This window comes from Leptolinea tardivitalis, assembly GCF_001050275.1.
In the GTDB taxonomy this organism is placed as follows: Bacteria; Chloroflexota; Anaerolineae; order Anaerolineales; family Anaerolineaceae; genus Leptolinea; species Leptolinea tardivitalis.
Genome location: NZ_BBYA01000001.1, coordinates 72,131 through 95,223 on the forward strand (window position 1 = coordinate 72,131; position 23,093 = coordinate 95,223).

19 protein-coding genes and 1 other RNA gene are annotated in these 23,093 nt (G+C 48.6%); 6 read left to right on the plus strand and 14 right to left on the minus strand.

Features of this window, described 5'->3' with window-relative positions; genetic code table 11:
* Both queA and ruvB read right to left on the minus strand, forming a co-directional pair.
* Positions 1 to 1,023, minus strand: a complete 1,023-nt coding sequence (gene queA, locus LTAR_RS00410) for a tRNA preQ1(34) S-adenosylmethionine ribosyltransferase-isomerase QueA (RefSeq protein WP_062420158.1) — start codon at positions 1,021 to 1,023, stop codon at positions 1 to 3.
* 3 nt (positions 1,024 to 1,026) lie between these two features.
* Positions 1,027 to 2,052: a Holliday junction branch migration DNA helicase RuvB gene (ruvB, locus tag LTAR_RS00415; RefSeq protein WP_062420159.1), complete on the minus strand. Its 1,026-nt coding sequence runs from the start codon at positions 2,050 to 2,052 to the stop codon at positions 1,027 to 1,029.
* A 44-nt stretch (positions 2,053 to 2,096) separates the two neighbouring features.
* Between ruvB and upp the strand changes: the two genes are divergently transcribed.
* A complete protein-coding gene (upp, locus tag LTAR_RS00420; protein ID WP_062420160.1) occupies positions 2,097 to 2,723 on the plus strand; it encodes a uracil phosphoribosyltransferase in 627 nt (208 codons plus the stop codon).
* A 63-nt stretch (positions 2,724 to 2,786) separates the two neighbouring features.
* Here upp and tpiA read toward each other — a convergent pair whose 3' ends face one another.
* The gene (tpiA, locus tag LTAR_RS00425; RefSeq protein ID WP_062420161.1) at positions 2,787 to 3,545 is read right to left on the minus strand and encodes a triose-phosphate isomerase; all 759 of its coding nucleotides are present in this window, start codon (positions 3,543 to 3,545) and stop codon (positions 2,787 to 2,789) included.
* Between the two features lie 122 nt (positions 3,546 to 3,667).
* Between tpiA and rnpB the strand changes: the two genes are divergently transcribed.
* An RNA gene (rnpB, locus tag LTAR_RS00430) (RNase P RNA component class A) lies at positions 3,668 to 4,072 on the plus strand.
* Positions 4,073 to 4,124: 52 nt separating this feature from the next.
* On the opposite strand, the gene pyrG is transcribed toward rnpB, so the two are convergent.
* The 5 genes from pyrG to LTAR_RS00455 form a co-directional block, all read right to left on the minus strand.
* Complete coding sequence (pyrG, locus tag LTAR_RS00435; RefSeq protein ID WP_062420162.1) at positions 4,125 to 5,756, minus strand: CTP synthase; 1,632 nt, start codon at positions 5,754 to 5,756, stop codon at positions 4,125 to 4,127.
* A 142-nt stretch (positions 5,757 to 5,898) separates the two neighbouring features.
* Positions 5,899 to 6,717, minus strand: a complete 819-nt coding sequence (locus tag LTAR_RS00440; RefSeq protein ID WP_062420163.1) for a S1 RNA-binding domain-containing protein — start codon at positions 6,715 to 6,717, stop codon at positions 5,899 to 5,901.
* A 305-nt stretch (positions 6,718 to 7,022) separates the two neighbouring features.
* Complete coding sequence (locus LTAR_RS00445) at positions 7,023 to 8,255, minus strand: S41 family peptidase (RefSeq protein ID WP_062420164.1); 1,233 nt, start codon at positions 8,253 to 8,255, stop codon at positions 7,023 to 7,025.
* Between the two features lie 29 nt (positions 8,256 to 8,284).
* Complete coding sequence (locus LTAR_RS00450) at positions 8,285 to 8,542, minus strand: hypothetical protein (protein ID WP_062420165.1); 258 nt, start codon at positions 8,540 to 8,542, stop codon at positions 8,285 to 8,287.
* A gap of 5 nt (positions 8,543 to 8,547) precedes the next feature.
* Positions 8,548 to 9,207: a pyrimidine 5'-nucleotidase gene (locus tag LTAR_RS00455; RefSeq protein WP_062420166.1), complete on the minus strand. Its 660-nt coding sequence runs from the start codon at positions 9,205 to 9,207 to the stop codon at positions 8,548 to 8,550.
* A 78-nt stretch (positions 9,208 to 9,285) separates the two neighbouring features.
* Here LTAR_RS00455 and mutL point away from each other — a divergent pair, with 78 nt between their 5' ends.
* Positions 9,286 to 11,028 (plus strand): DNA mismatch repair endonuclease MutL, encoded by a 1,743-nt coding sequence (mutL, locus tag LTAR_RS00460; RefSeq protein WP_062420167.1) that lies wholly within the window; start codon positions 9,286 to 9,288, stop codon positions 11,026 to 11,028.
* Here mutL and LTAR_RS00465 read toward each other — a convergent pair.
* A complete protein-coding gene (locus LTAR_RS00465) occupies positions 11,025 to 11,795 on the minus strand; it encodes an SIR2 family NAD-dependent protein deacylase (RefSeq protein ID WP_081419721.1) in 771 nt (256 codons plus the stop codon). The genes mutL and LTAR_RS00465 overlap by 4 nt on opposite strands.
* Positions 11,792 to 12,931: a CpaE/TadZ family protein gene (locus tag LTAR_RS00470; RefSeq protein ID WP_062420168.1), complete on the minus strand. Its 1,140-nt coding sequence runs from the start codon at positions 12,929 to 12,931 to the stop codon at positions 11,792 to 11,794. The genes LTAR_RS00465 and LTAR_RS00470 overlap by 4 nt, the downstream gene beginning before the upstream one ends.
* 219 nt (positions 12,932 to 13,150) lie before the next feature.
* Here LTAR_RS00470 and tilS point away from each other — a divergent pair, with 219 nt between their 5' ends.
* Positions 13,151 to 14,533, plus strand: a complete 1,383-nt coding sequence (gene tilS / locus LTAR_RS00475; RefSeq protein WP_139044367.1) for a tRNA lysidine(34) synthetase TilS — start codon at positions 13,151 to 13,153, stop codon at positions 14,531 to 14,533.
* Here the strand turns inward: tilS and LTAR_RS00480 are convergent.
* The 4 genes from LTAR_RS00480 to LTAR_RS00495 form a co-directional block, all read right to left on the minus strand.
* Positions 14,484 to 15,413, minus strand: a complete 930-nt coding sequence (locus LTAR_RS00480; protein ID WP_062420170.1) for a tyrosine-type recombinase/integrase — start codon at positions 15,411 to 15,413, stop codon at positions 14,484 to 14,486. The genes tilS and LTAR_RS00480 overlap by 50 nt on opposite strands.
* Before the next feature lie 84 nt (positions 15,414 to 15,497).
* Positions 15,498 to 16,601: an LCP family protein gene (locus LTAR_RS00485; protein ID WP_062420171.1), complete on the minus strand. Its 1,104-nt coding sequence runs from the start codon at positions 16,599 to 16,601 to the stop codon at positions 15,498 to 15,500.
* Positions 16,598 to 17,251 (minus strand): LysM peptidoglycan-binding domain-containing protein, encoded by a 654-nt coding sequence (locus tag LTAR_RS00490; RefSeq protein WP_062420172.1) that lies wholly within the window; start codon positions 17,249 to 17,251, stop codon positions 16,598 to 16,600. The genes LTAR_RS00485 and LTAR_RS00490 overlap by 4 nt, the downstream gene beginning before the upstream one ends.
* A gap of 8 nt (positions 17,252 to 17,259) precedes the next feature.
* Positions 17,260 to 19,590 carry a sensor histidine kinase gene (locus LTAR_RS00495; RefSeq protein WP_062420173.1) on the minus strand — a complete coding sequence of 777 codons (2,331 nt, stop codon included), beginning with the start codon at positions 19,588 to 19,590 and terminating at the stop codon, positions 17,260 to 17,262.
* 343 nt (positions 19,591 to 19,933) lie between these two features.
* Between LTAR_RS00495 and LTAR_RS00500 the strand changes: the two genes are divergently transcribed.
* Positions 19,934 to 21,070 (plus strand): glycosyltransferase, encoded by a 1,137-nt coding sequence (locus tag LTAR_RS00500; RefSeq protein WP_139044368.1) that lies wholly within the window; start codon positions 19,934 to 19,936, stop codon positions 21,068 to 21,070.
* A gap of 4 nt (positions 21,071 to 21,074) precedes the next feature.
* A complete protein-coding gene (locus LTAR_RS00505; protein ID WP_139044369.1) occupies positions 21,075 to 23,093 on the plus strand; it encodes a hypothetical protein in 2,019 nt (672 codons plus the stop codon).

Below are 23,093 nucleotides of genomic sequence, written 5' to 3' on the forward strand. Positions count from 1 at the left end.
CTATAGTATGAGCATGGCATCGCCAAAAGAGAAGAACCTGTATTTCATCTCAACAGCCGTTTGATAGGTTGACAGTATCCGTTCACGTCCGGCAAAGGCGCTCACCAGCATGATAAGTGACGACCTGGGCAGGTGGAAGTTGGTCACCATGGCATCGACAGCTTTGAAGGTATACCCCGGCAGGATGAATAATCCCGTTGAGCCCTGATACGGCGTCACAACCTCACCAGAATGGGCAGACTGGGCGGCGCTTTCGAGTGTGCGTACGCTGGTGGTACCCACAGCGATGATCCGTCCGCCTGCGGCTTTGGCGGTATTGATCTGACTGGCCGTCTCTGGAGTGACCTCGCACCACTCGGTATGGATCACGTGCTCATCGGCGTTTTCTTCTGTCACCGGGGCAAAGGTATCCAGCCCTACATGCAGGGTGACCTCCGCCAGGCCTATTCCCATGCCTTTCAACCGGTCGAGCAATTCGGGGGTGAAGTGGAGGCCGGCTGTGGGGGCAGCCGCCGAACCGGGTTGATCGGCATAAACAGTCTGATACCGGTTGGGGTCATTCAGGCGTTCATGGATATAAGGCGGCAGGGGCATCTCACCGGTTTTTTCCAGATAGGCTTCCACAGGCTCTGAGAAGCGCACCAGACGGCGTGACGCACCCAGGTCGGCCAGAATATCGACTTTTGTTGTACCGTTTGGAAGATAGAGGGTTTTTCCGGGGATCAACCGTTTTCCTCCAACCAGGGCTTCCCAGGTGGAATCGTCGGTGCGCTTAAGCAGAAGGATTTCTACTTTGCCGCCGGTCTCTTTTTGCGCATAGATGCGCGCTGGAATGACGCGGGTACGGTTGACCACCAGCAGGTCGCCGGGATGCAGGTAATCGGCAATATTCCAGAAGGTGGTATGGGTCAGATCTGGTTTGGAACGATCCAATACCAAAAGTCGCGAAGAATGCCGCGGTTCAAGCGGCGTCTGGGCGATGCGCTCAGGCGGAAGGTGATAGTCAAAATCGCTGGTTTTCACGGGTCAGATCAGCCGGGGTTGGTTGGTTTCTGGGAACAGAATACCGAAATGTTCATACGCAGCGCGGGTGGCAATGCGTCCCTGAGGGGTGCGGTCAATAAATCCCAATTGAAGCAAATAGGGTTCCACTACATCCATGATGGTATCCGGCTCTTCGCTGATTGAAGCGGCGATGGTATTCAAACCAACCGGTCCGCCGTTGTATTTTTCAATGATGGTCATCATTACCCGGCGATCGACGTCATCCAGACCGAGCAGGTCTACATTCATCAGATTAAGGGCTTCACCGGCCACAGAGCGGGTGATATGACCATCTGCCCTGACCTGGGCGAAATCACGGACCCGGCGCAGCAGACGCAGCGCCACACGGGGAGTACCCCGGGCGCGGCGGGCAACTTCTTCCACACCGTCATCGTCCACAGTGACATTCAGTTTTTTCGCCGCCCGCAGAATAATCTCACACATGGCGGGCTGGTCATAATAATCAAGCCGATACACGGCGCCGAAGCGAGCCCGCAGCGGCGAGCTGACCAGCGCCAGGCGTGTGGTGGCACCGATCACAGTGAATCGGGGCAATTTCAAGCGGATGGATCTGGCAGAAGGTCCTTTGCCGATAATAATATCCAGGGCATAATCTTCCATGGCAGGGTAAAGCACTTCTTCAATGGCACGCCCCAGACGGTGGATTTCGTCGATAAACAGGATATCTCCGGCATGCAGATTGGTCAGAATGGCAGCCAGGTCACCGGCACGTTCCACCGCAGGGCCGGCGGTGATTTTGATGTTTACGTTCATTTCATTGGCCAGAACGTGTGCCAGTGTGGTTTTTCCCAGGCCCGGAGGCCCGTAGAACAAAACATGATCCAGTGGTTCTGTCCGGCGGTGGGCGGCGGCGATTAAAATCTGAAGGTTTTCTTTTACCTGTGTCTGGCCGATCAACTCATCCAATGAGCGGGGTCGCAGGGCGAGGTCATTGCGGTCATCGGGCCGCTGTTCAGGCTGAATAATTCGTTCCGAGGTTTCTGCCATGTAGAAAATTATATCAGGCTATAATAAGCGCGAAAGGAACCGCCATGACGAACATTTACCCTTCTCCCCATCCGTTGGTTGCCCATAAACTATCCATCCTCCGGGATGTAAACACAGAACCCAAAAAATTCCGTCAGCTTGTCCGCGAACTGGGCGCTCTTCTGACCTATGAAGCTACAACTGACCTGCAAATGTCCCCCATTGACGTTCAGACGCCTATGGGGACAGCAAAGTGCCATGAACTGGCCATGAAGATTGGCCTTATCCCGATTTTGCGTGCCGGATTGGGATTGGTGGAGGGTGTATGGGAATTGATCCCCACCGCTGAGGTCTGGCATATTGGTCTGTACCGCGATGAAAAGACCCTCCAACCGGTGGAATACTACAATAAATTGCCGGTCGAACCGACTGTATCTGTCTGCCTGGTGTTGGATCCGATGCTGGCAACCGGCGGGTCGGCGGTTGCCACAGTAGATATTTTGAAACGCTGGGGCGTGAAACGCATCAAATTTGTCGGTCTGATCGGTGCACCGGAAGGCATTAAAGCGCTGCAAATTGCACATCCCGATGTGGATATTCATCTGGCGGCGGTGGATGATCACCTGAACGAGAAGGGGTATATCGTTCCCGGTCTCGGTGATGCCGGTGACCGTCAGTTTGGAACAGCCTGAGAATAAAAGAAGCGGCAGACCAGATAAAAAAAGTCTGCCGCTTTTGATTCATTTTATAAATCGTTATGCCCGTTCGTTGGCCGCGTTGACAATGGCGATGAAATCGGGTTTCAAGCTGGCGCCGCCGACGAGACCGCCGTCGATATCGGGCATGCCAAACAATTCAGCCGCATTGGCACCGGTGACCGAGCCGCCGTATAGAATGCGGATGGCATCTGCATTGGCTTTGCCAAACAGAGAAACTAATTCAGCCCGGATGATGGCACAGACATTCTGGGCATCCTGGGCCGTGGCCGCGCGGCCGGTGCCGATAGCCCAGACAGGTTCGTAGGCGATCACCAGTTTGGCCGGATCGCTGACAACCACTCCCGCCAGGCCACCTTTCAACTGGCGGGTTACAACTTCTTTGGTCTTGCCGGCTTCATTTTCTGACAATGTTTCGCCTACGCAGACGATGGGAAGAAGGCCGGCTGCCTGAGCGGCTTTTACTTTCTTGTTCACAGTTTCATCGGTTTCGCCGAAATACTGGCGGCGTTCCGAGTGGCCGATGATTACATAATCGCAAAATTCTTTAACCATGCTGGCGGAAATCTCGCCGGTGAATGCACCAGAGGCTTCCCAGTGTAAATTCTGGGCGCCCAATCCAATATTGGTGTCTTTGATCAGGTCATGAACAGAGGAAAGGCAGGTGAAGGTTGGGCAGAGTACCCGTTCCACTTTCACAGCAGCTTTCAAACCGGGGAGCAATTCAGTGACCAGTGCTTTGGCCTGATCGGCTGTCTTGTTCATTTTCCAATTGCCTGCAACCATGGGAGTACGCATGTTTTACCTCGTTTAGAAGAAAGATACCGCATTAATGCGGGTTGTTTTGACAATATCCCCGGCGGGATTATAGCGCAATTGGTGGTTGACGGGGAAGACTTGTCCCGGTATGATGAAAGCGCCAGGCTGGCTGGATGATCGCGTCATCACCTTGAGTGGTGCCGAGGAAAGTCCGCGCTGCACAGGGCAGGGTGACGGGTAACCCCCGCCGCGGGTAACCGTGGGACAGGGCCACAGAAACATACCGCTTCCGTGAGGGAGTAAGGGTGAAAAGGCGGTGTAAAAGACCACCGGCGACGCCGTGATGCGCCGGCCAGGCAACCCCCACCAGCAGCAAGGTCAAGCAGGGATGAAGCGCTCTTCGGAGTGCGGGGAGCGGCCCGTTCCCCCGTTTCGGCGATAATCCCGGGTAGACTGCTTGAGCGGTATGGCAACATACCGTCGAGAGAGATGATCATCCACGAGGAGACCGTCTGTGAAGATACCTCTCCTCCGGACAGAACGCGGCTTACAGGCCAACCAGACACAAAAAAGCCCTTCGACAGAAAGGCTTTTTTGTTTTTTCTTAGTGGTTGTACGTTACTTCGCTTTTCCATTTGTGGTCACACCAGACCGTTCACTCGCAGCCTTTACAAAGGCATAGAACAGAGGATGCGGCCGGTTGGGGCGGCTGAGAAATTCGGGGTGGAACTGGGTTCCGACCATAAAAGGATGGTCTATGATTTCTGATATTTCCACCAATCGACCGTCTGGCGATAAACCGGAGAGCCGCATGCCAGCTTCTTCCAGTTGAGTGCGGTAGGCATTGTTGAATTCGAAGCGGTGCCGGTGGCGTTCTTCAACCTGATCAACTCCATAGGCTTCCCGGGCGATGGAACCGGCTTTCAAATGGCAGGGATACAGGCCGAGACGCATGGTCCCGCCTTTATCGGTGATGGATGTCTGCTCGGGCATCAGATCAATGACCGGGTCGGGAGTGGCGCGGTCAAATTCTGTAGAATTGGCTTCTTCCTTATGCAGAACATTGCGAGCCATTTCCACCACCATCACCTGCATTCCCAGACACAGGCCCAGGTATGGGATTTTATTGATGCGTGCATAATGGGCGGTCTGAATTTTCCCCTCAATTCCACGGCTGCCAAAACCGCCGGGAACGACAATTCCATCCACATCTTTCAGGGCATCCCAGTTGCGGCCTTTTTCCAATTCAGCCGAATGCACCCATCGTAAATCTACTTCTACACCGAGGTGCAGTCCGGCGTGTTTGATCGCTTCACGGACAGACAGATAGGCATCGTGCAATTCTACGTATTTTCCCACAAGCGCTATTTTGACTACCGGTTTTTCCTTGTTGACCTGATTGACAAGGTGTTCCCATTCTTTCCAGTCTGGTTTTTCCCGTGCCTCCAACCCCATGCGCTGCAGGAGATATTCACCGATATTGGCTTTTTCTAACAATAACGGGATTTCATACAACACAGGCGTGGTGACCATCGGGAAAACCGCTTTCTTTTCCACATCGCAGAACAGGGCAATTTTCTCGCACAAATCGTCTTCCACCGGGTAATCAGAGCGGGCAACAATGATGTCAGGAGAAATTCCCAGTGACCGAAGTTCACGGACTGAGTGCTGTGTTGGTTTGGTTTTCAGTTCTCCGGTGGCACCGATATACGGCAGCCACGTGACGTGTATGTATAAAGTGTTTTCCCGCCCGAAATCGCTGCGTAACTGACGGATCGCTTCCAAAAATGGCTGACTTTCGATATCGCCAACCGTGCCGCCAACTTCCACCAGAACAATTTCAGCGCCTGTGGTTTTCGCTACCAGACCGATACGGCGTTTGATCTCATTGGTAATATGGGGAATCACTTGAATGGTTCCGCCCAGGTAGTCACCGCGGCGTTCGTTGCTGATCACTTCGGCATAGACCTGACCCGTGGTAATGTTGCATACCCGATTCAGGCGGATGTCAATGAAGCGTTCATAATGTCCCAGATCCAGGTCGGTTTCGGCTCCGTCATCGAGAACAAAGACCTCGCCATGCTGGTAAGGGCTCATAGTACCAGGGTCAACGTTGATATATGGATCCAATTTTTGCACAGCAACCTTGAAGCCGCGTTCTTTCAATAGCCGGCCGACGGCGGCAGCTGTAACCCCTTTGCCTACAGAACTAACAACACCGCCTGTAAAAAAGATATATTTGGTTGCCATAAATGGATCCTTTCTACAAATGGAAATAAGAAGATGGTTAAATTAAAAGAGAAGTGGGGAGGGCCGTTGAATGGGCGCCTCCCCACTTTTGGATTGCGTCTGGAAATGAGTAAACGATTGGTTTCTTTCGCCCGCCCATGTCCTATGATGTCTTGATCTTGTTGGTTAGGGTACGGGAGAAAATTTCATCCCGTTCCTGTGCTTCAGCGCGTTTGTGTTTTTCCTGGGCAATGGCGCGTTTAGATTTGGCTTTGCCCATGGCATTGCGATAGGCAATTTCCATGGCTGTCAGTTCAGGTTCAGACGGTGTTTCAGTTTGCAGGTAAGCTGTGTAATCTTCCTCAGCTGATTCACGGCGGCGTCCACCTTTGCGTTCACCGCGGGGAGCACCACTTCCGGCGGGTTTGGCTTTGGGAGCCTCTTCTGTTTTTTCAGGTTCAGGAAGCAGGGCTTTCATGCTCAGTTTAATCTGCTTCTTCTTGCGGTCTACGTCTAGAATCATGGCTTGAATTTCATCGCCTTCTTTGACCACATCTTCAGCTGCTTTGACGAAGCCATGAGCCATTTCACTGATATGAACCAACCCGGGGCGTTCGGCACCAATTTCCACAAATACACCGAATTTTTCAATACGAACGACCTTGCCGGTAACCGTCATATCTTTTTTAAGATCGCGCCAATCGAATTCCATGGGTTTGATCATGGTCAATTCAACGCGGCCTTCTTTGATACGTTTTACCCAAACATCAATTTCCTGACCGGGTTTAAGAATTTCTTCCACACCTTTGGGGGTTCCATCTGCAGCAGGTGGGAGCTGTGAAACATGGAGATAAGCAGGTGACTTTTCTCCAATGTCAACCAGGGCTCCGGCCAGACTGGTTTTTACTACTTTTCCAGTGAAGTGAGTTTTTATTTTCAATTCGCTGGTTGAGGTTTCCGATTGCGCATCGATCGTTTCCATCGCGCCTATCTCCATATAATTACAAAAGTTAATGACGCCAGATTATACCCCCTTCAAGGCTAAACCGTCAAACCGAAGTTAACTATTTGGAGAAATTGCCTGCTTTAATCTGATTTCATTCTTCATCTTCGTCATCAGGAAAGATATCTTGCAGAAAATTTCACAGCTCCTAAAAGAAATATCTGATTAACCGGTCAGATTTATTGATTTGGTGAAAAAGTTGGTTTTGTTTTAACAGGTTTTCCTGATACCGTCATAAAAAAATCCGCCCGATGAACGGACGGATTTTTGCCAAAGGTCAATATCTATTTTGTTGTCAGTAACTCAATCGCCTTTTTCAATTGCGCATCATTTCGAGCTTTGATATCTTCATCGGTCAATTTGATGGAAATATCTGGTTCCAATCCTTTTTTATTGATCTGCCGCTCTTTCGGCGTCAGCCAGCGGGCTACTGTAATGCGCACTGCTCCTTCTTCATTATCCAACGGAATCCAGTTTTGAACGGATCCTTTGCCATATGATTTTTCACCAACCAGTTTCGCCCGACCGGTATCTTGAAGAGCCCCCGCCACAATTTCAGAGGCGCTGGCTGAACCGCCGTTGATTAAAACAACCATGGGGATATCTCTGGCAATGCCACCGGGAATTGTATTAAATGTCTTTTTCTCGCCATTGCCATACTGTTCATACATAACTACATCGCTGTTCATAAACTGCGAAGCCACTTCAATGGCTGTGTTCAAGAATCCGCCGCCATTGTTGCGTAAATCCAGTATTAATCCTTTGGGATTTTCCTTTTGCAGTGTCTTGATGGCTGTCTTCATCTCATCGGTTGTTTTTTCACCGAAGGTCAACAGATCAATATAGGCAATACCGCCATCCAGCATTTTGCTTTCCACGCTGTTCATCTGGATTTTTGCCCGCTTGACGGTGACGACGATGGGTTCATCCTGATCTTTTCGTTTCAGTTTCAATGTGACTTCCGTATTGGCCGGACCGCGAATCTGTTTGAGAACGAGATTGCCATCGATACCGGTCATATCTTTTCCGTTAACTTCCAATACCATATCACCGGGTTTCAATCCGGCCTGTTCTGCTGGAGAATTGGGGAAGAAACTGATGAAAGTGACATAGTCGCCGGTGACATCAACAACAGCACCGATACCTTCATACTCACCTTCCAACGGATCAGACATCTGCTGGTACTCAGTTGGGTCCATATAGGATGAATGCGGGTCATTCAGCGATTGCATCATCCCCCGAATGGCTCCCTGCATCATTTTTTCATCATTCACAGGCTGTTCCACAAATTCCTGATGAACCAGGTCCCAGGCCTGCCAGAAGGGCTTAAAAAGTTCTTCACGGCTTATGGTCTTTTCTTTATCTGTTGAGCTGGAAAGAGTATTAAGACCCGGCAAACTCAATGTGGATACAATCCGGTCGGGGATATATAGTCCAACAACAACGCCACCTGTGAACAAACCCAACACCAGGAGTGTGGCCAGCATGGCATACATAATGATGCGAATTGGTTTCATCTGTTCATACCTGCAATTCTTAAATGGATTTAGTCCATCCCACTTTCATCAGAATTATCCTCCAAAAGAGGGTGATTTGGTTTTTCTTGTAGATGCTTCACTCTTTCAGAAAGCTCCTGAAGGCTGCGGTCTTCTTTTTCCCAGGGTTTCTGCAATGTTGATCCAGCTTTACGCCAGAGGTCCATATGCTGCCGGGTGCCTTTACCCTTGAACATGGACCATAAGGCAATATTAATAAAGATGATTAATCCCACCAACAGGTATGGGGCGATATCCATGAGACTCATGTTTTTCAGCCTCCATTATGTCCGTTCGATGAAAACACGTCAGGAAGGTCTTGAATGCGCGGGATGCACTCATCATAGTCCCACGAAAGCTGGGTTGATCCTACCCGAATGGTTCCCATTCCCAAAGAACGGGCGGTTGCCAGGTTGGATTGCGAATCGTCCAGCATGATACAACGTGCAGGATCAGATTCGGCCAGGGATACAGCTTTGCTGAACGCTTCAGGCATGGGTTTGCAATGAGGATCTATATCATGGATGTCAATGATCTTTTCAAATAACGGAAGAATTTCCAGAGCCTTCAAAACGCGGTAGGCATGATTCCGGTCGGCATTGGTGAAAATTACTTTTTTCTGCGGGTAAGTGGAGAGCATCTTCCCCAGTTGCGGGTCGGGTTTGAGGTAATCCTGCATGGGAATATCGTGAACAAAATCAAGATAATCCTGCGGGTCCACATCATAAAGGGCGATCAGACCCCGCAGGGTTGTGCCGTATGTATTGAACAGGTTGGCGCGTAATGTTGGGATGGTTTCCCAGTCCAGACCGAGGCGGATATGCATATACAGGCCAATACGTTCGCGAATTGCCTGCCAGATTCCGGTGGAAGATTCATACAGCGTATCATCCAGATCGAAAAGAAGGGTGGTGTAATTTTCTGAATGTAGCAATCGGTTTCCTTTCGGCTGCCGCAGCCGAAATTCGCTTTAGGCAGACAGGTTGATTATAATCATGCCGGGCAGGCTTGCGTGACCATACAAATATTACCCGATGAAGTGGCTTCACAGATTGCCGCCGGAGAGGTTGTGGAACGACCCGCTTCGGTGGTGAAGGAACTGGTCGAGAATGCACTCGATGCCGGTGCAACGTCGATTCACATAAAAGTGGATGCCGCCGGCAAACGTTTGATTGAAGTTAGTGATGACGGCTGCGGAATTTCGATGGAAGAAATGCGTATCGCCATGGCACGGCATGCCACCAGCAAATTACGCCGTGCAGAGGACCTTTTCCATATCACTTCACTGGGTTTTCGCGGGGAAGCACTGGCTTCCATCGCGTCTGTGTCTCGCATGACCCTTGAATCAAAAACCAGGACTGAAAAAACAGGTGCCCGGTTAATTGTAGAAGGGGGAAAGGAGAGCCAGTTCGAACCGGCCGGTCTCCCCGGTGGAACCACTGTACGGGTGGAAGATCTGTTCCTCACGGTTCCCGCCCGTTTGAAATTCCTGAAAACCGATGCCACAGAACGGTCGCAAATAGATAGTCTTGTGGCTCGCTATGCTCTGGCTTATCCGGATGTCCGTTTTCAACTGGTGCAGGATGGGCATTCCAGCCTGTCAACACCCGGTAATGGGAATCGACGGGAAGTTCTGGCAGGGCTTTATGGGGTTGACCTGGCCAGACAGATGATCGAAGTCCTGCTACAGGAAGAGAATTTGAATCTCACCGGTTTTATCAGCCCGGTATCGGTCACCCGTGCCACCCGCCGTGATATTACCTTCTTTGTCAACGGCCGCTGGGTTCAGGATCCGGCGCTGAGCAGTGCATTGGTGCAGGCATATCACACAATGCTTATGGTTGGCCGGTATCCGGCGGCTGCCCTGTTTTTAAAGCTCGAACCGGAAGAAGTGGATGTGAATGTGCACCCGGCCAAGGCAGAAGTGCGTTTTCGAAGCCAGGATAAGGTTTTCAGTGTGGTACAGAGAGGTGTCCGCCGGGCTCTACTGGCTTCTTCACCGGTTCCCTATATCCAGCCGTCTCGCTGGGAAATGTCTTCTCCACAACCACCGCTGGTTTCTCCTGATTGGCAGATGGCCGTGGAAGCCAAGCCACCGGCGGATGCCCACGAAGAGCCGGGTTTACAGCCGCCATCCACTATGCCGCAGCCGCCTGTTTTCTCTGCAGGAATTTTGCCGCTGCTAAGGTTGGTCGGGCAAATCGGAGCCACCTACCTGGTGGCGGAAGCTCCTGATGGGCTGTATTTAATTGATCAACATGCTGCCCATGAACGGATTTTATTCGAACGGATGATGCACAGCACCCGGGGAACATTGCCTTCTCAGACTCTCCTGCAACCAGAGGTGGTTGAACTCCCCCCGCAATCATCCCGATTTATTTCAGAACAGATTTCTGTACTAAATCAATATGGATTTGATATTGAACCATTTGGTCCACATGCTTTTAGAGTCAGAGCCATACCAGCATTGTTGACCAACCTGCATCCATCCGCTGCACTGTCTACTCTGGTGGAAGATTTTGAAGAAGACGAAGCTCCCTTGCAGAATCAACGGGAAGCCCGGCTGGTGGCGCGTATATGCAAACGGGCTGCGGTAAAAGCCGGACAACTTCTTTCAGAAGAAGAGCAAAAAGCATTATTGTTGGACCTGGAAGCCTGTCAGTCTCCGCGCACCTGCCCCCACGGCCGGCCGACCATGATTCATCTATCCATTGATCTATTGGAACGGCAATTTGGCCGCCGGGGAGCCCGCTAGGCGAGTATCTGTCGGCAGAGTTCGGGCATTCCTTTTGCCACATCCACAGGCAGAACAACCTCCGCAACCGAATCCAGGAAGGTGGGGGTGAGATTCATGATGACAATCTGCGCCCCTTTTTGAAATCCTTCCAATGGCAGCGATGAGGCAGGCATCACTTCAAGCGAGGTACCAGCCACCAGAATCACATCAGCCTGCTGGCAGGAAAACTCTGCCTGTTCCCAGGCGTCTACGGGAAGCATCTCTTCATACAGGATGATATCGGGTTTCAGGAATGCTCCGCAGCGCGGGCAGACGGGCAGAATGTGCTCCTTAAGCCATCGGTCCAGGTAATCATCGACTTTTTCGATCTTTTGGCATGTCAGACAAACCAGGTGATTCATATTGCCATGCAGTTCGATCACATCAGAAGCTCCGGCTTTCTGATGCAAACCATCAATATTCTGCGTAATTATGGTTTCAAGCCGGTTGGAAGATTGAAGTTGAGCCAGGGCGTAGTGAGCGGGGTTGGGTGAGGCTTGGAAAATTTGGCCGGTTAAAGGTTCAAGCCAGTCAAAAAAAGCCTGTGGCCGTTCCCTGAAAGCTGTCAGAGAAGCGACTTCCATGGGATCAAACGTATTCCACAATCCGCTGGACGCAGACCGAAAATCAGGAATTCCCGATGGCACAGAGATTCCTGCTCCGGTGAATGCCACAACTCTTCTCCCCGGACGGAAGAGACGGGCGGCTGTGTGATACCTCTCTTCTAAATCATCAGGGAAGATCACTTTTTAGCCAGAATTGTCTCCGCAAGGCGAACAAACTGCTGGGAAAGCAGGCTTTCTGGTTGCAGTACAGAGAGCGGGACAGACCGCGTGGCCGCCTGGTAAGCCAGTTCAGGAGCTGGAGGCATTAATAAAGCGATGGGTACTCCCAGAGCTTCTTGCATCTGGGGTAAAGTCAATTGAATATCTGAGCGGGCCCGGTTAACTGCCACAACAGTGACTTTGCGAGATTTGCCAAACCCGAGCGAATCCATCTCCTGCATCATGGCTTTTGTGCGCCGCATGGTGGTGGGATCGGGATCAACAACCAGAACGGCTTCATTGCAGATGCCCAGAATTCGCCGCCAGTTTGGATTGCAGGGTGAACCAATATCCAGAAGGAGATACTCACTCATGTCCGTCAATTCACGGAGCAGGGCATCCAACTGGGCGACATTGGCCGATGTTTCCTGATCTTTCAATTTTGGCGATGCCATTAATAAATGAATGCCGTATGTCGTCAGGATCAATTCATTCTTGACCAGATTGCGGTTGATGTTTTCAGGTGTGGTCGTAATGATTTTATTCAAACCTTCCGAATCGGAATGCCCGAGTTCCCAGGCCCATGATCCATAACCGGGAATAGTCTCGACTGCGGCCGTAAACTTCTGTGTCTTGTTGTATATGGAGATAGCCAGATTGAGAACCAGGGTAGATACGCCCAACCCGCCGCGCGATGCCATGAATCCCATAACCGTACAATCCGATTGTACGGTCTTTGCTTTGCTGGCTGCCCGACTTAATACGGCTTTTACATGTGCCACCAGTTCAGCCGGGTGAATGGGTTTGGTAAGGTAATCATCAACACCGGTTTCATAACCGGTAATTTTATCTTCAATACCCGCCTTGGCTGTAAACATTAAAACCGGGATTGTGCTGATGGCGGTATCCTGGCGAATATTCTTCATCACCTGATACCCATCCATATCGGGCATCATTATATCCAGAATAATCAGGTTAGGCCGTTCGCTGTGTGCAAGGGTTAACGCCTGCTGGCCGTTACTGGCCGCAACGATTTGGAATCCTCCCCGTTCAAGGATCAAACCAACCAGTCGAAGGGTCTCTAAATCATCATCGACGATAAGAATTTTCTCCGCCATATACCCTCACCTTTATGCGAAATCCCAAGTCAGTCTAGCATAATCCCAAAGTATCGACAAGCGTTAAGTATCTGAAAGGATTTTAATTTATTTTAATGAATATAGTGAAAAAAGGGAAATTTTATTTTTTATCGATTGAAATTCAGTGAGCATTGCTATAATGACCGTGTGAATCTCCCTGATTTCCAAAAGAATTGTTCGGATTACTGTCATCTTTCATTGGATAAACCCATTCTTGTCGGTTTTTCCGGTGGAGCCGATAGTCTCAGTTTACTGATTTTGCTGCAAAGGGCCGGTTTTGAGGTTTTTGCCGCGCATTTTAATCATCACTTACGCGATGAAGCCGATCGTGATGAGCAGGCAGCCGGAAAGATGGCTGCGTCACTGGGCATTCCTTTCTTTTCTGGCAGTGGAGATGTCAATGCGCTGGTGAAGGAAAAGAAGCTTTCTGTCGAAGAAGCTGCCCGGCAGTCACGGTATCAGTGGCTTCTTGACCAGGCTGAGATGCTGGGTGTTCAAGCCGTGGCTGTTGCCCATACGGCGGATGACCAGGTAGAGACAGTGTTGATGCACTTGTTAAGAGGAACAGGATTGGATGGATTGACCGGAATGCCTTTTCGTCAAATCTTTCCCCTGTGGAATCCCCGGCTGCCGGTTGTCAGACCCTTACTGAGCATCTGGCGCAAAGACACCGAAGCCATCTGCAAGGATAGTGGATTGGTCCCTGTGCAGGATGAGAGTAACCAATCCACCCGGTATTTCCGCAATCGGATTCGATTGGAATTGATTCCATACTTGCAGGAATACAACCCGCAGATAAAAAACCACCTTTTACAAACTGCCTGTATCCTGGCAGATGAACAGTCTATCATTGAAATGACCAAAGAAGATGCCTGGGCGAAGAGCTTGCATCAAAAGGGGGATCGATGGGTTTCGATGAACAGGCAACCTCTGGAAACATTCTCTGAGGGACTTCGCCGGTCAACATTACGGCGTGCACTCGTGGAATTGAAACCAGATATCCGGGATATTGATTTTCAAATTACCGAGCGATTATCTGAATTCGTTCTGCATGGAACACGATCAGGTGAAATGCATGTTTTTTCTGACATCTGGGCAGAAGCCTCCACTGGAGGAATAACCCTTTGGCGGGGAAGGCCAGGCTTGAGCCAGATGTATCCACAACTTGAAGCAGGGAAAGAACTCCAATTGACCATCCCCGGAATTTGGACATTTCCAGGTTGGCGCATTGAATTGTGTAACGATGAATTATTCTCTGCCCTTGAAGCCATACATCAAGGTGGATCAACCGACCATGTATGGTTGGATGCAGACCGTTTATCTCTCCCATTATTACTTAGAAGAGCATATGCAGGAGAACGAATTGCACCTCTGGGAATGGGCGGTAAGACTCAAAAATTATCTGATTATTGGGTTAATCATAAAATTCCCCGACTGGCAAGACAAAACTGGCCGCTAGTCGTCAGCGGTAGTGACATCATCTGGGTGGCCGGGGTAGGTATCAGCGAAAAAGCGGCGGTCACCCCGGAGACTAGGCAGGTTGTGCGGCTTTCTCTTCAGATTCACCAGCCAGGCGGCTGAGTTTATAACTGATTTCCCGCCATTGTATTTTTGAAATCCCCAATTTCTGGCGGACTTTATCTTTATCCATTCCTGACTGCCAGTCATTAAGGGCACAGGTCCAACGGCACATATCAAATGAGATATGCTTGGTTATGCCGGCAGATTTGCCGATATCTTCCAACAAGTATTCGAGTCGGCGCGGTGACCAGGGGAATATTTCATCTGTTGGTTTGTATTGTGCGAGGTATTCTTTGTAGGCTTCCACCCAATCAGACGTGACCGGAATTTTGCGTTCCTTATAGCGGCTGCCAGGATTGGCATAGCGGATGAAAAGCTGCGGTCCGCCGGGTGCTTCAAGATCAACATGATTGATTTTGAGAGCCAGGCATTCTCCCTTCTTGATTCCAGTTGTCAAAAGAAGGGAAAGTAAGGCATATGGACGGGCATCCGGTTTACCTGACGTATGCCAGGCAGCGGCTGTATCAATTGCCAGCGCAGTCTCTTCGGGGGTCAATACTTCAGGGAAGCGGCTGACTGCGCTCTGTTGAAGAACTCTTTCTGCGGGATCCGATATTACTACTCCTCCGTGGTTTAACCAGCGGAAAAAGGACTTGATCGAGGTGATGCGGCGTGAAAGACTCTTGGGGCTGCATGGTACTCCACGGTCATGTTGAAGCCAATGAAGAAAATCATTAATCTCTTTTGTGGTGACTGAATTCACCTTTCGGTCGTCAGAAAAATGGTTGATGAATAATTGAAGATCACCGGCAAACGCCTTGATGGTGTGTTCCGATCGTCCCTTGTCGCGAAGGTACATTTTCCATCCTTCCAGGGCGTCGTTCAATGATGTGTCAGGTGTGATGTGAAAACTGGATGAAATCGCAGGTTGACCGGACATATTCCCTCCGCTTATTTGCGTATAGTCTTGATCACTATAGCAGGAAAAAACCGTGATGTCAAATTGAAAATGTCAAAAAATATTTTATGGCTGGAAAATGGCTGTTTGTATCAGATTCCAGGCTGAATTTTGATCCAAAAGAAGTACCTGTTCACCTCCGGGCATTGTGAAAGGCACGGCTTCTTTGGTAGATAACGCAAACCGGTTGATCCGCTGCCCGGCATATATTGCTGTAGATGATGGTGCCAGAGAGAAAAGGTCGTCCATAGAGAGGTCCGTTTCTACATGAGGCAGGTAAGCGTTATACAATTCCCCGATTCGTTCATTTGCCCGAATTTCCATGAGGCGGTTGAATACGGCCACAAGTACTTCTTGAGTTCGCCGCATCCGATCCGGTTCACCGCCAGCCGTATCGCGCACATACCAGAGTGCGGTCTGGCTGTCCATCTGATTGACACCCGGTTCCGCGTCACACCATCCATCAACAGCCTGCGGTAAACTGCAGCGGCTGATCAATTGACTGGCTACCTGAACTTTTATATTCCCGATGGAATCGAGAATTTCTGCAAAGTTACGGGCATCCACCAGAAGGTATTTATTCGCCCGGAACCCCAGGTTATATTCCAATGTATCCATTACCTTCCCGGCGCCACCGAAGGATATTGCATTATTCAACCGTTCCATGCCCACATCAGGAATATTCACATACAGAGTAGATGGGATGGATAGCAGGCTGGCTGTTGATTGTCGGGTATTTACAGACAAAACTGTAATTGAATCGGCATGCAGAATACTGTCATTAAGATCCACTCCCAGTAGCAAAATACGTAATTGCCCCTCTGGATATGGGTTTTGCCACGGCACCCGGACAGGTGTTTCGGGGAAGCGCACACCCGGTAGGGACTGGATGGGAGTGATGGTTGAGGTGGGTACAGGGGTGGGTGGTAAGGTTGGAGTGAATGACGGTGTAATTGAAGGAAGTTCAATTGTGGGTGTTATTGTTGGAGGAGAAATGGTTTGTGTTGATGAAATGATTGGTTGTTTATTTTCCGGCGTCTCGGTTACCGGGTGTATTTCAATGGCTGTGCCAAAAATCACACAACCGTAGAGGAAAAATACGACAGAAAGAAGGCAGGCTGTCAGTCGTTTGTGAACGGTTTTTATTGGATGCAGCTTGTTCTTAATCATTTCACGGGAGAGGCTGTTGACCTGGATAGTGATGGAACCATCAAAATATCACCGGCATGCAGGGCTGTCCCGAAAGACAGGCAATTGCCGGTGATCAGATCAACTTCAGTGACTTTGAATAACACACCCAATTTGAAAAGTGTGTCACCTGGTTTTAATGTATATCGCACCCAACCTGCCGGATAATCACAAGGCCGCAAGGTGATTGTGGGGGTTAGTGTAATTGTCGGAGTATATGTGATGGTTGGGGTCAGTGTGGGCGGTGGAGGAGGGAGGTAAATAATCGTTCCGGGCAAGGCGCCAGGTCTGCTCAGACAATTGGCTGCCATTACATCTGCCAGTTGAGCCATTCGCTCCCCTGCCAGTAATTCCAATGAATCACCTGTTTTCATCTCATAAGGCAACCAACCTTCAGGTTGTGGGCATACTGTGGGTGAAGAAGTTTCTTCAGGTACTTCTGTTTCTTCTACCAAAGGCTGTAATTCTGTTGGTGCCTCGGTTGATTCTGGCACCTGTGATGGAGGCAAAGGCGAAGGTTGTTGACCAAACGTAAATTTCTCATAACCAGCCAGTATGACTGCACCAGTCACCAGCAATGCGGCAATCAGAGCAATCAACAGGCCTTCAAGAAGAGAGGGATTTCGTTTCAAAAGTTCCTCTAATTTTTATTCTGATTCTCTGAATGAACAGGAAGCAAAACAGAGAATGTGGTTGATATTCCTGGTTCACTGTCTACCCAGATCCGTCCACCATGCGCTTCAATCAGGGTTTTTGAAGCTGCCAATCCACCGTTCACCTCACCTAATCCCGGCACAATCCGTCCATGCAAATTTTCATCCAGAGAGAATACTTTGGGCATATCTGATGGCGATATTCCGCCGCCATGATCAGTAACTTCGATCATCAGGTAAGGTTCAGCACTCTCTTCATGGACTTCCACACACAATTCAACTGATCCATTCCGTGGGGTGACCTTACCCGCGTTTTGAAGAAGGTACACAATCACCTTTTTCAAGGCTTCATGGTAGGTCTGTAGATACGGCAGAACTGGAGGAAGTTCCAACTTTAATGATATTTCTTTTTCCATAAATCCGGCAGAGACAGTGGCCACCGCCTGGTCAATGGCATTACCCAGATCCATTTTTTCGGGTTCCAGGTCGATGACGCCGCTGTTAAGTACACTCAGATCCGCAAGATCATCCATGATTAAACGCAGTTTTTCCAATGCCGACCGCATATTTGCCATGGAAGTTTGGCTGGCTTCGCGAGTCTCCTGTATGTTCTCTCCCGAGATCATGAGATCGACATATCCGGTAATGGCCGCCAATGGATTGCGGATTTCTGTAATGAGGTTGTTGAATTTGCGCAGACCTTCGACAGAAGCATTGGAAATAGACGACCGTTTTTGCATTTCTTTTAAGCGGTGTCGAGAATCTTGCAACAAGGTTTGCAACCGGGCAATTTCTGCTCGGGCTAGAGATAATTCCTCCACCATTCTGGTTTCATCGGCTTGAGGTTGGATCTGTTTTTCCCTTGACTCTTCGGCAATCGCCTCAAGTAAAAGACGGTTCTCATTGCGCAGCCGGTCAATCTCTGATTCAGAAGCCTGCTGCAATGTCAACATTTGCAGGGTACTTCGTTCGGGCATGACCTGGACGGCAGAAAGTCGAAGCGAATCCAAATTTGCCTGTAACATTTGATTCGCTGATTGCAATGCATCAATTTCCTGTGACAGGCGAATCAATTCCTGCCGCTCACGAATGGCCGTTTCGTTATTATGGAAAATATGAGACAGTGCGGCAGCTGTTGGTGTGAATTGCTGAAGCGATTCCATTAGGAAGGAAGGTGACGGTGTCGTACGCAGAAGCACAGCCGAACCCCAGGGGGCAACGGAATTTTTCAATGGCATAATGGCTACAGAATTGATTTCAGGCATTTTCAACCGATCGGAATACCGGGACAATTCCAGGGCATTTTCATTTGAGGTACGGATGATGGAAAGCTCGGCGGCCGTTAAGCTGCTCATTGTGCGGGGGAAATCTTCTGCAGCGAATTCTCGTGGTTCCAGCCAAGACTGCGTGGAAAGATTATAGCCGGCTGTCATGCGGATCACACCTGGCTTTTCGGTTAATTGAAAGAAGGCGCACCCCTGTGAATCTAAAGACTGGCAAAGCATCCGCGCAATGGCTTCCTGCTGTCGGACGATATCCAGATTGGCTACTGCGGCCAGCCAGGCATTAATTTCATCAGGTACAGCATGCCGGGTTGTTTTTTCCATGATTTGATCAAACGGTCCAGCTGTCTGCAAAGCAGGTTCTTGCAGGTCATAACGGCGGGCCAACAGCGGAAGCAGCGGAAAAGCGCATAAAACTCCCAGCCGGGCAGCCCCACTAATATCACCCTTTGGTGTGACGGTCGCCAGGCTGAGCGTGAAACCAATCAACATCAAGGCCATCATCCCGATGCCATATGTCCAGATGGATGGCTTGCACCTTAAAATCAAGAAAGTAAAAAAGACCAGAACAAGGATCAACAGGAAATGCCAGCAAAGGTCAGCCAGACCGGCATTAAAACCCGAAGCGCTTGCCGGAAAGAAAAATTCAACAGAAGCGGTGATTACCGGAATAAGAATGGAGAAGGTAATGGCACCAATGGTACTGGTTTTGTTCGGATTTGGAATCAACCAGAGCCAGGCTGACCAGATTACCAGCAACGAGACAGAAGTCCGTTCGATCAGTGCATACGTTTCAGATGGTAAAAACGCACCAATACTGGGAATAACAATATAGACGAGCGGCAGAAGGCTGGCAGCCATCAAGATGGTCAGTCCAACCAGTGTTTTCCCGGGAATGGGAAGGTCATTGACCCGAAAAGCCGTCCAAACCGACAATAAGCATGCAGAAATGGAATAGACGAGTATCAAATAATAAAGTAGATTACCCGGGAAGGAACTGAGTATATCGAAAACTGTCTGTGGGGTGATGTCCATTGATGCTCAGCCTGAAAAATTATAGCATGGGGCTGTCTTGAAACCTGAATGCCAGATACGTCAGGATGCTTTGGCAGTGACTATGCATATTCAATCCTTTCACCAACCAGCAACACCTGTTGAATCGAAAAATGGCATGCATGAATCGTTCCAGGCAGAGGTATTACCGGCATGGTGTATACGAATATTGAGCCTGGTACCGAGGAAACAAGGCTGTACCTGATACTTGAATGGTGATTAAAAATTCGTAAGGTATAATACAAACCTTGGATTAAATACGAACATTGGTAAAAATGTTTTTATACAGTTCTAAATTAGAATTCTGTTCAGCAAGATTCCTTTTTTGAATACACCTTCTATGCGTATTGCTTATGTCTCTTTGCACTGGCCTCGCACGAAAAACAGCGGTGTCGGTCGGAAAATCATTGACCAGATGGCAGCCTGGAGACAACATGGTCATACTGTTCAATTTTTCTCACATCACAATGATGTGAATGATATTGAAGCGCTCGTTGATGGCACAAATATCATCTACCAGGCTCCAAAGGGAATAGTAGGACGGCCAATTCTTGAAATCAATCGATGTCTGGCGGCATCCAGATTGGTCAATGCTCTGCGGGAGTATTCGCCTGACCTGATTTACCTGCGATGGAGCATGTATGTTTTCCCCTCCCATCGTATGTTTCAGATCGCTCCGGTTGTGGTTGAAATCAATACAAACGATGTGACCCAGCATAAGATGCTTGGGCCGGTCCTTTCTACATATAACCGGTTAACCCGAGGAATTTATTATTCAAAGGCTTCCGGCCTGGTTTTTGTTTCAGGTGAATTAATTAAATCGAACGAATTTACTTCATTTTCATCTCCCAAGAAAGTCATACCCAATGCTATAAATCTGTCAGAAAATCTTCCTCTGGAAGCACCTAAGAATGAACGCCCTCGACTTGGATTCATTGGCACACCGGATATTCCCTGGCAGGGTGTCGATAAACTGGTCCGGTTGGCTGAACTATGCCCGGAGTTGGATGTTGATGTAATTGGTTTTGATTCTCTGGAAGGTTGGACGAAATTACCACCCAATCTGTATCTGCACGGCTATTTAAGTAAGAAAGAAGCCCGAGAAATTTTGGCCGGGGTCGATGTTGGTATGGGAACCCTGGCTCTTCATCGAAAAGCGATGAATGAGGCATCAGCCTTGAAAATTCGTGAATACCTGGCCTATGGGATTCCGATCATCTTACCGTATGAAGAGACTTCTCTAGTCGGTGTCAATCTTGATACAATTCTGAGAATTCCAAATACAGAAGACAACATTGAAACGAGTTGGGAAAGTATTCGTGATTTTGCATTCTCAATGCGAGGAAAACGGGTAAAGCCCGAACAGATCGCTCCTTTTGTTGGATCTGAATTCATTGAATCAGAACGGTTGAACTTCTTTATCAAATGTATTGATGGTTACAATAAAAGTAATGAAAAATAACCAGATGAATTCCAAAGATGCAGGCTGTTTTTCTCTACAAAACGTAAATCTCGTTGTTTATATTTTTATTTCAATTTTCTTTTTCCTAGCGGCCTATGATTTTTATCAGGGTTTTATTTTGATTGGAAATCCTCCATCACTGGCTTCAAAGAGGTTTGTGGTCTTTTGTATCGTTTCATTAATACCTCTAGCAGCCTGGGTTTATGGTTTAACACTGGCTTATCATGGCAATCTGGGGAGGAAACTGGAAAAGGTTGAAAAACAGGCCATTTCGCGAATTCCGTTTTATGGACGGGTCATTCTGGCTATCCTTTCTCTTTTATTCCCAACAATCCTTTTCCTTTATTCACCATTTGGTAATTTTTCTTTCATTTACTGGCTGCGCCTTTTCACTTTACTTGGTTTTAGTGTCCTTGCTGCACTATTTCTTTTTAATGAGGATATAACCATCCAATGGCTACTCAAAGCGTCTGGAATGGTTCTTTTCTCCACGGTTATATTTATTATCGGAGATTGGTTGACGGGTGTCTCGGATTACCCGTTTTCATTAGCCTGGTCTGAAGGAAATCGGTTCTGGGACTATTCCATTATGTTTGGAATGTCTCGATATATCAATCCAAGTGGAAAGACGATTGTTCCATTTCTAGAAGCTGGCCGACAGTTGCTCTGGGCAATCCCGTTTATTTTCCCATCTATAGGGATTTGGGGAATGCGGTTATGGAATGTAATAGTATGGGTGATTCCTCCCCTGGTGTTGGGCTTTATTACTGTATTCCAAAAATCGACATTCAAAAAAGAATGGGTTTGGCAGATTGGATTTGCCCTCTGGCTTTTTGTATTCTTAAGCCAGGGTCCGATATATCCGCCTTTGATTATCTGTGCTATTCTTGTGGTCATTGGACTAAAAAATAGAGGTATTCTGGTTCCTGCCTTGTTTATTGCCGTGGCATCTTATTATGCACGGATTTCCCGCTGGACATGGATGTATGCTCCGGGATTATGGGCAGGATTGCAGGCTCTTCTCGAAATCCAAAATCCTTCCTTTATTAAAAATCGTTGGAGAGAGCTGATCCGGCCTGTTGTGCTGGGTCTCTCAGGTTTGGTAGGCGCCGAATTAGTAGCCCGAATGATTTCCATGTTCTCCAAAGGGCAGATAGCCACAGAAGGATCGGTAACTTCCGTTGTGGTTAGTTCATTCGATTTTGCACAGCCAATGCTCTGGGACCGCCTGTTCCCAAACCCGACATATGCACCAGGAATTCTGCTTGGATACGTCTGGGTGGGCGGACCATTGTTGCTGTTTATGGCTTATATGATTATTAAGAGAATCTGGAAAACAAATTGGATGCAAAATGCATCATTGTTGATCGTTCTCGGAGCTTTTTCACTTATTGGAATTATCATCAGCGTTAAGATAGGTGGAGGAAGTAATCTTCATAACCTGGATTTGCTATGGGTGACTCTCACTCTGATTGTGGGTTGGTTTTTTCGTAACTGGTTGGATGCTGGATTGCCGGGTTTGCGTGAGTCAAAAATCGTATTGGCTGTTACCTGTTTTGCTATTGTCATGCCAATGACTACGATGATCCAGTATGGAGAGCCTTTTTCGAAACCGGCAGATTACTTTGTTACAAGTTCCCTGGCAAAACTGCAGGCTGAAGTTGCTGCTGCTAAAACTAAAGGTGAGGTCTTGTTTATGGACCAACGCCAGTTATTAACTTTTGGTTATGTCAAAGATGTTCCCCTGGTGGCAGAATATGAGAAGAAACTGGTAATGGATCAGGCCATGAGTGGCAATGCGGCTTATTTTGCGGAGTTCTACAAGGATCTACAAAATCACCGATTCTCCTTGATAGTCAGTGAACCCTTGCGTAAATCCATGGCCGATGAAGATATTCGGAATTTTGCCGAGGAAAATAACTCCTGGGTTTATTGGGTTTCCCGTCCTTTGCTAAAATACTATAAACCAAAAGTAACATATGATGAAGTTGGTGTTCAATTGCTAATTCCGCGTGAGAATTGA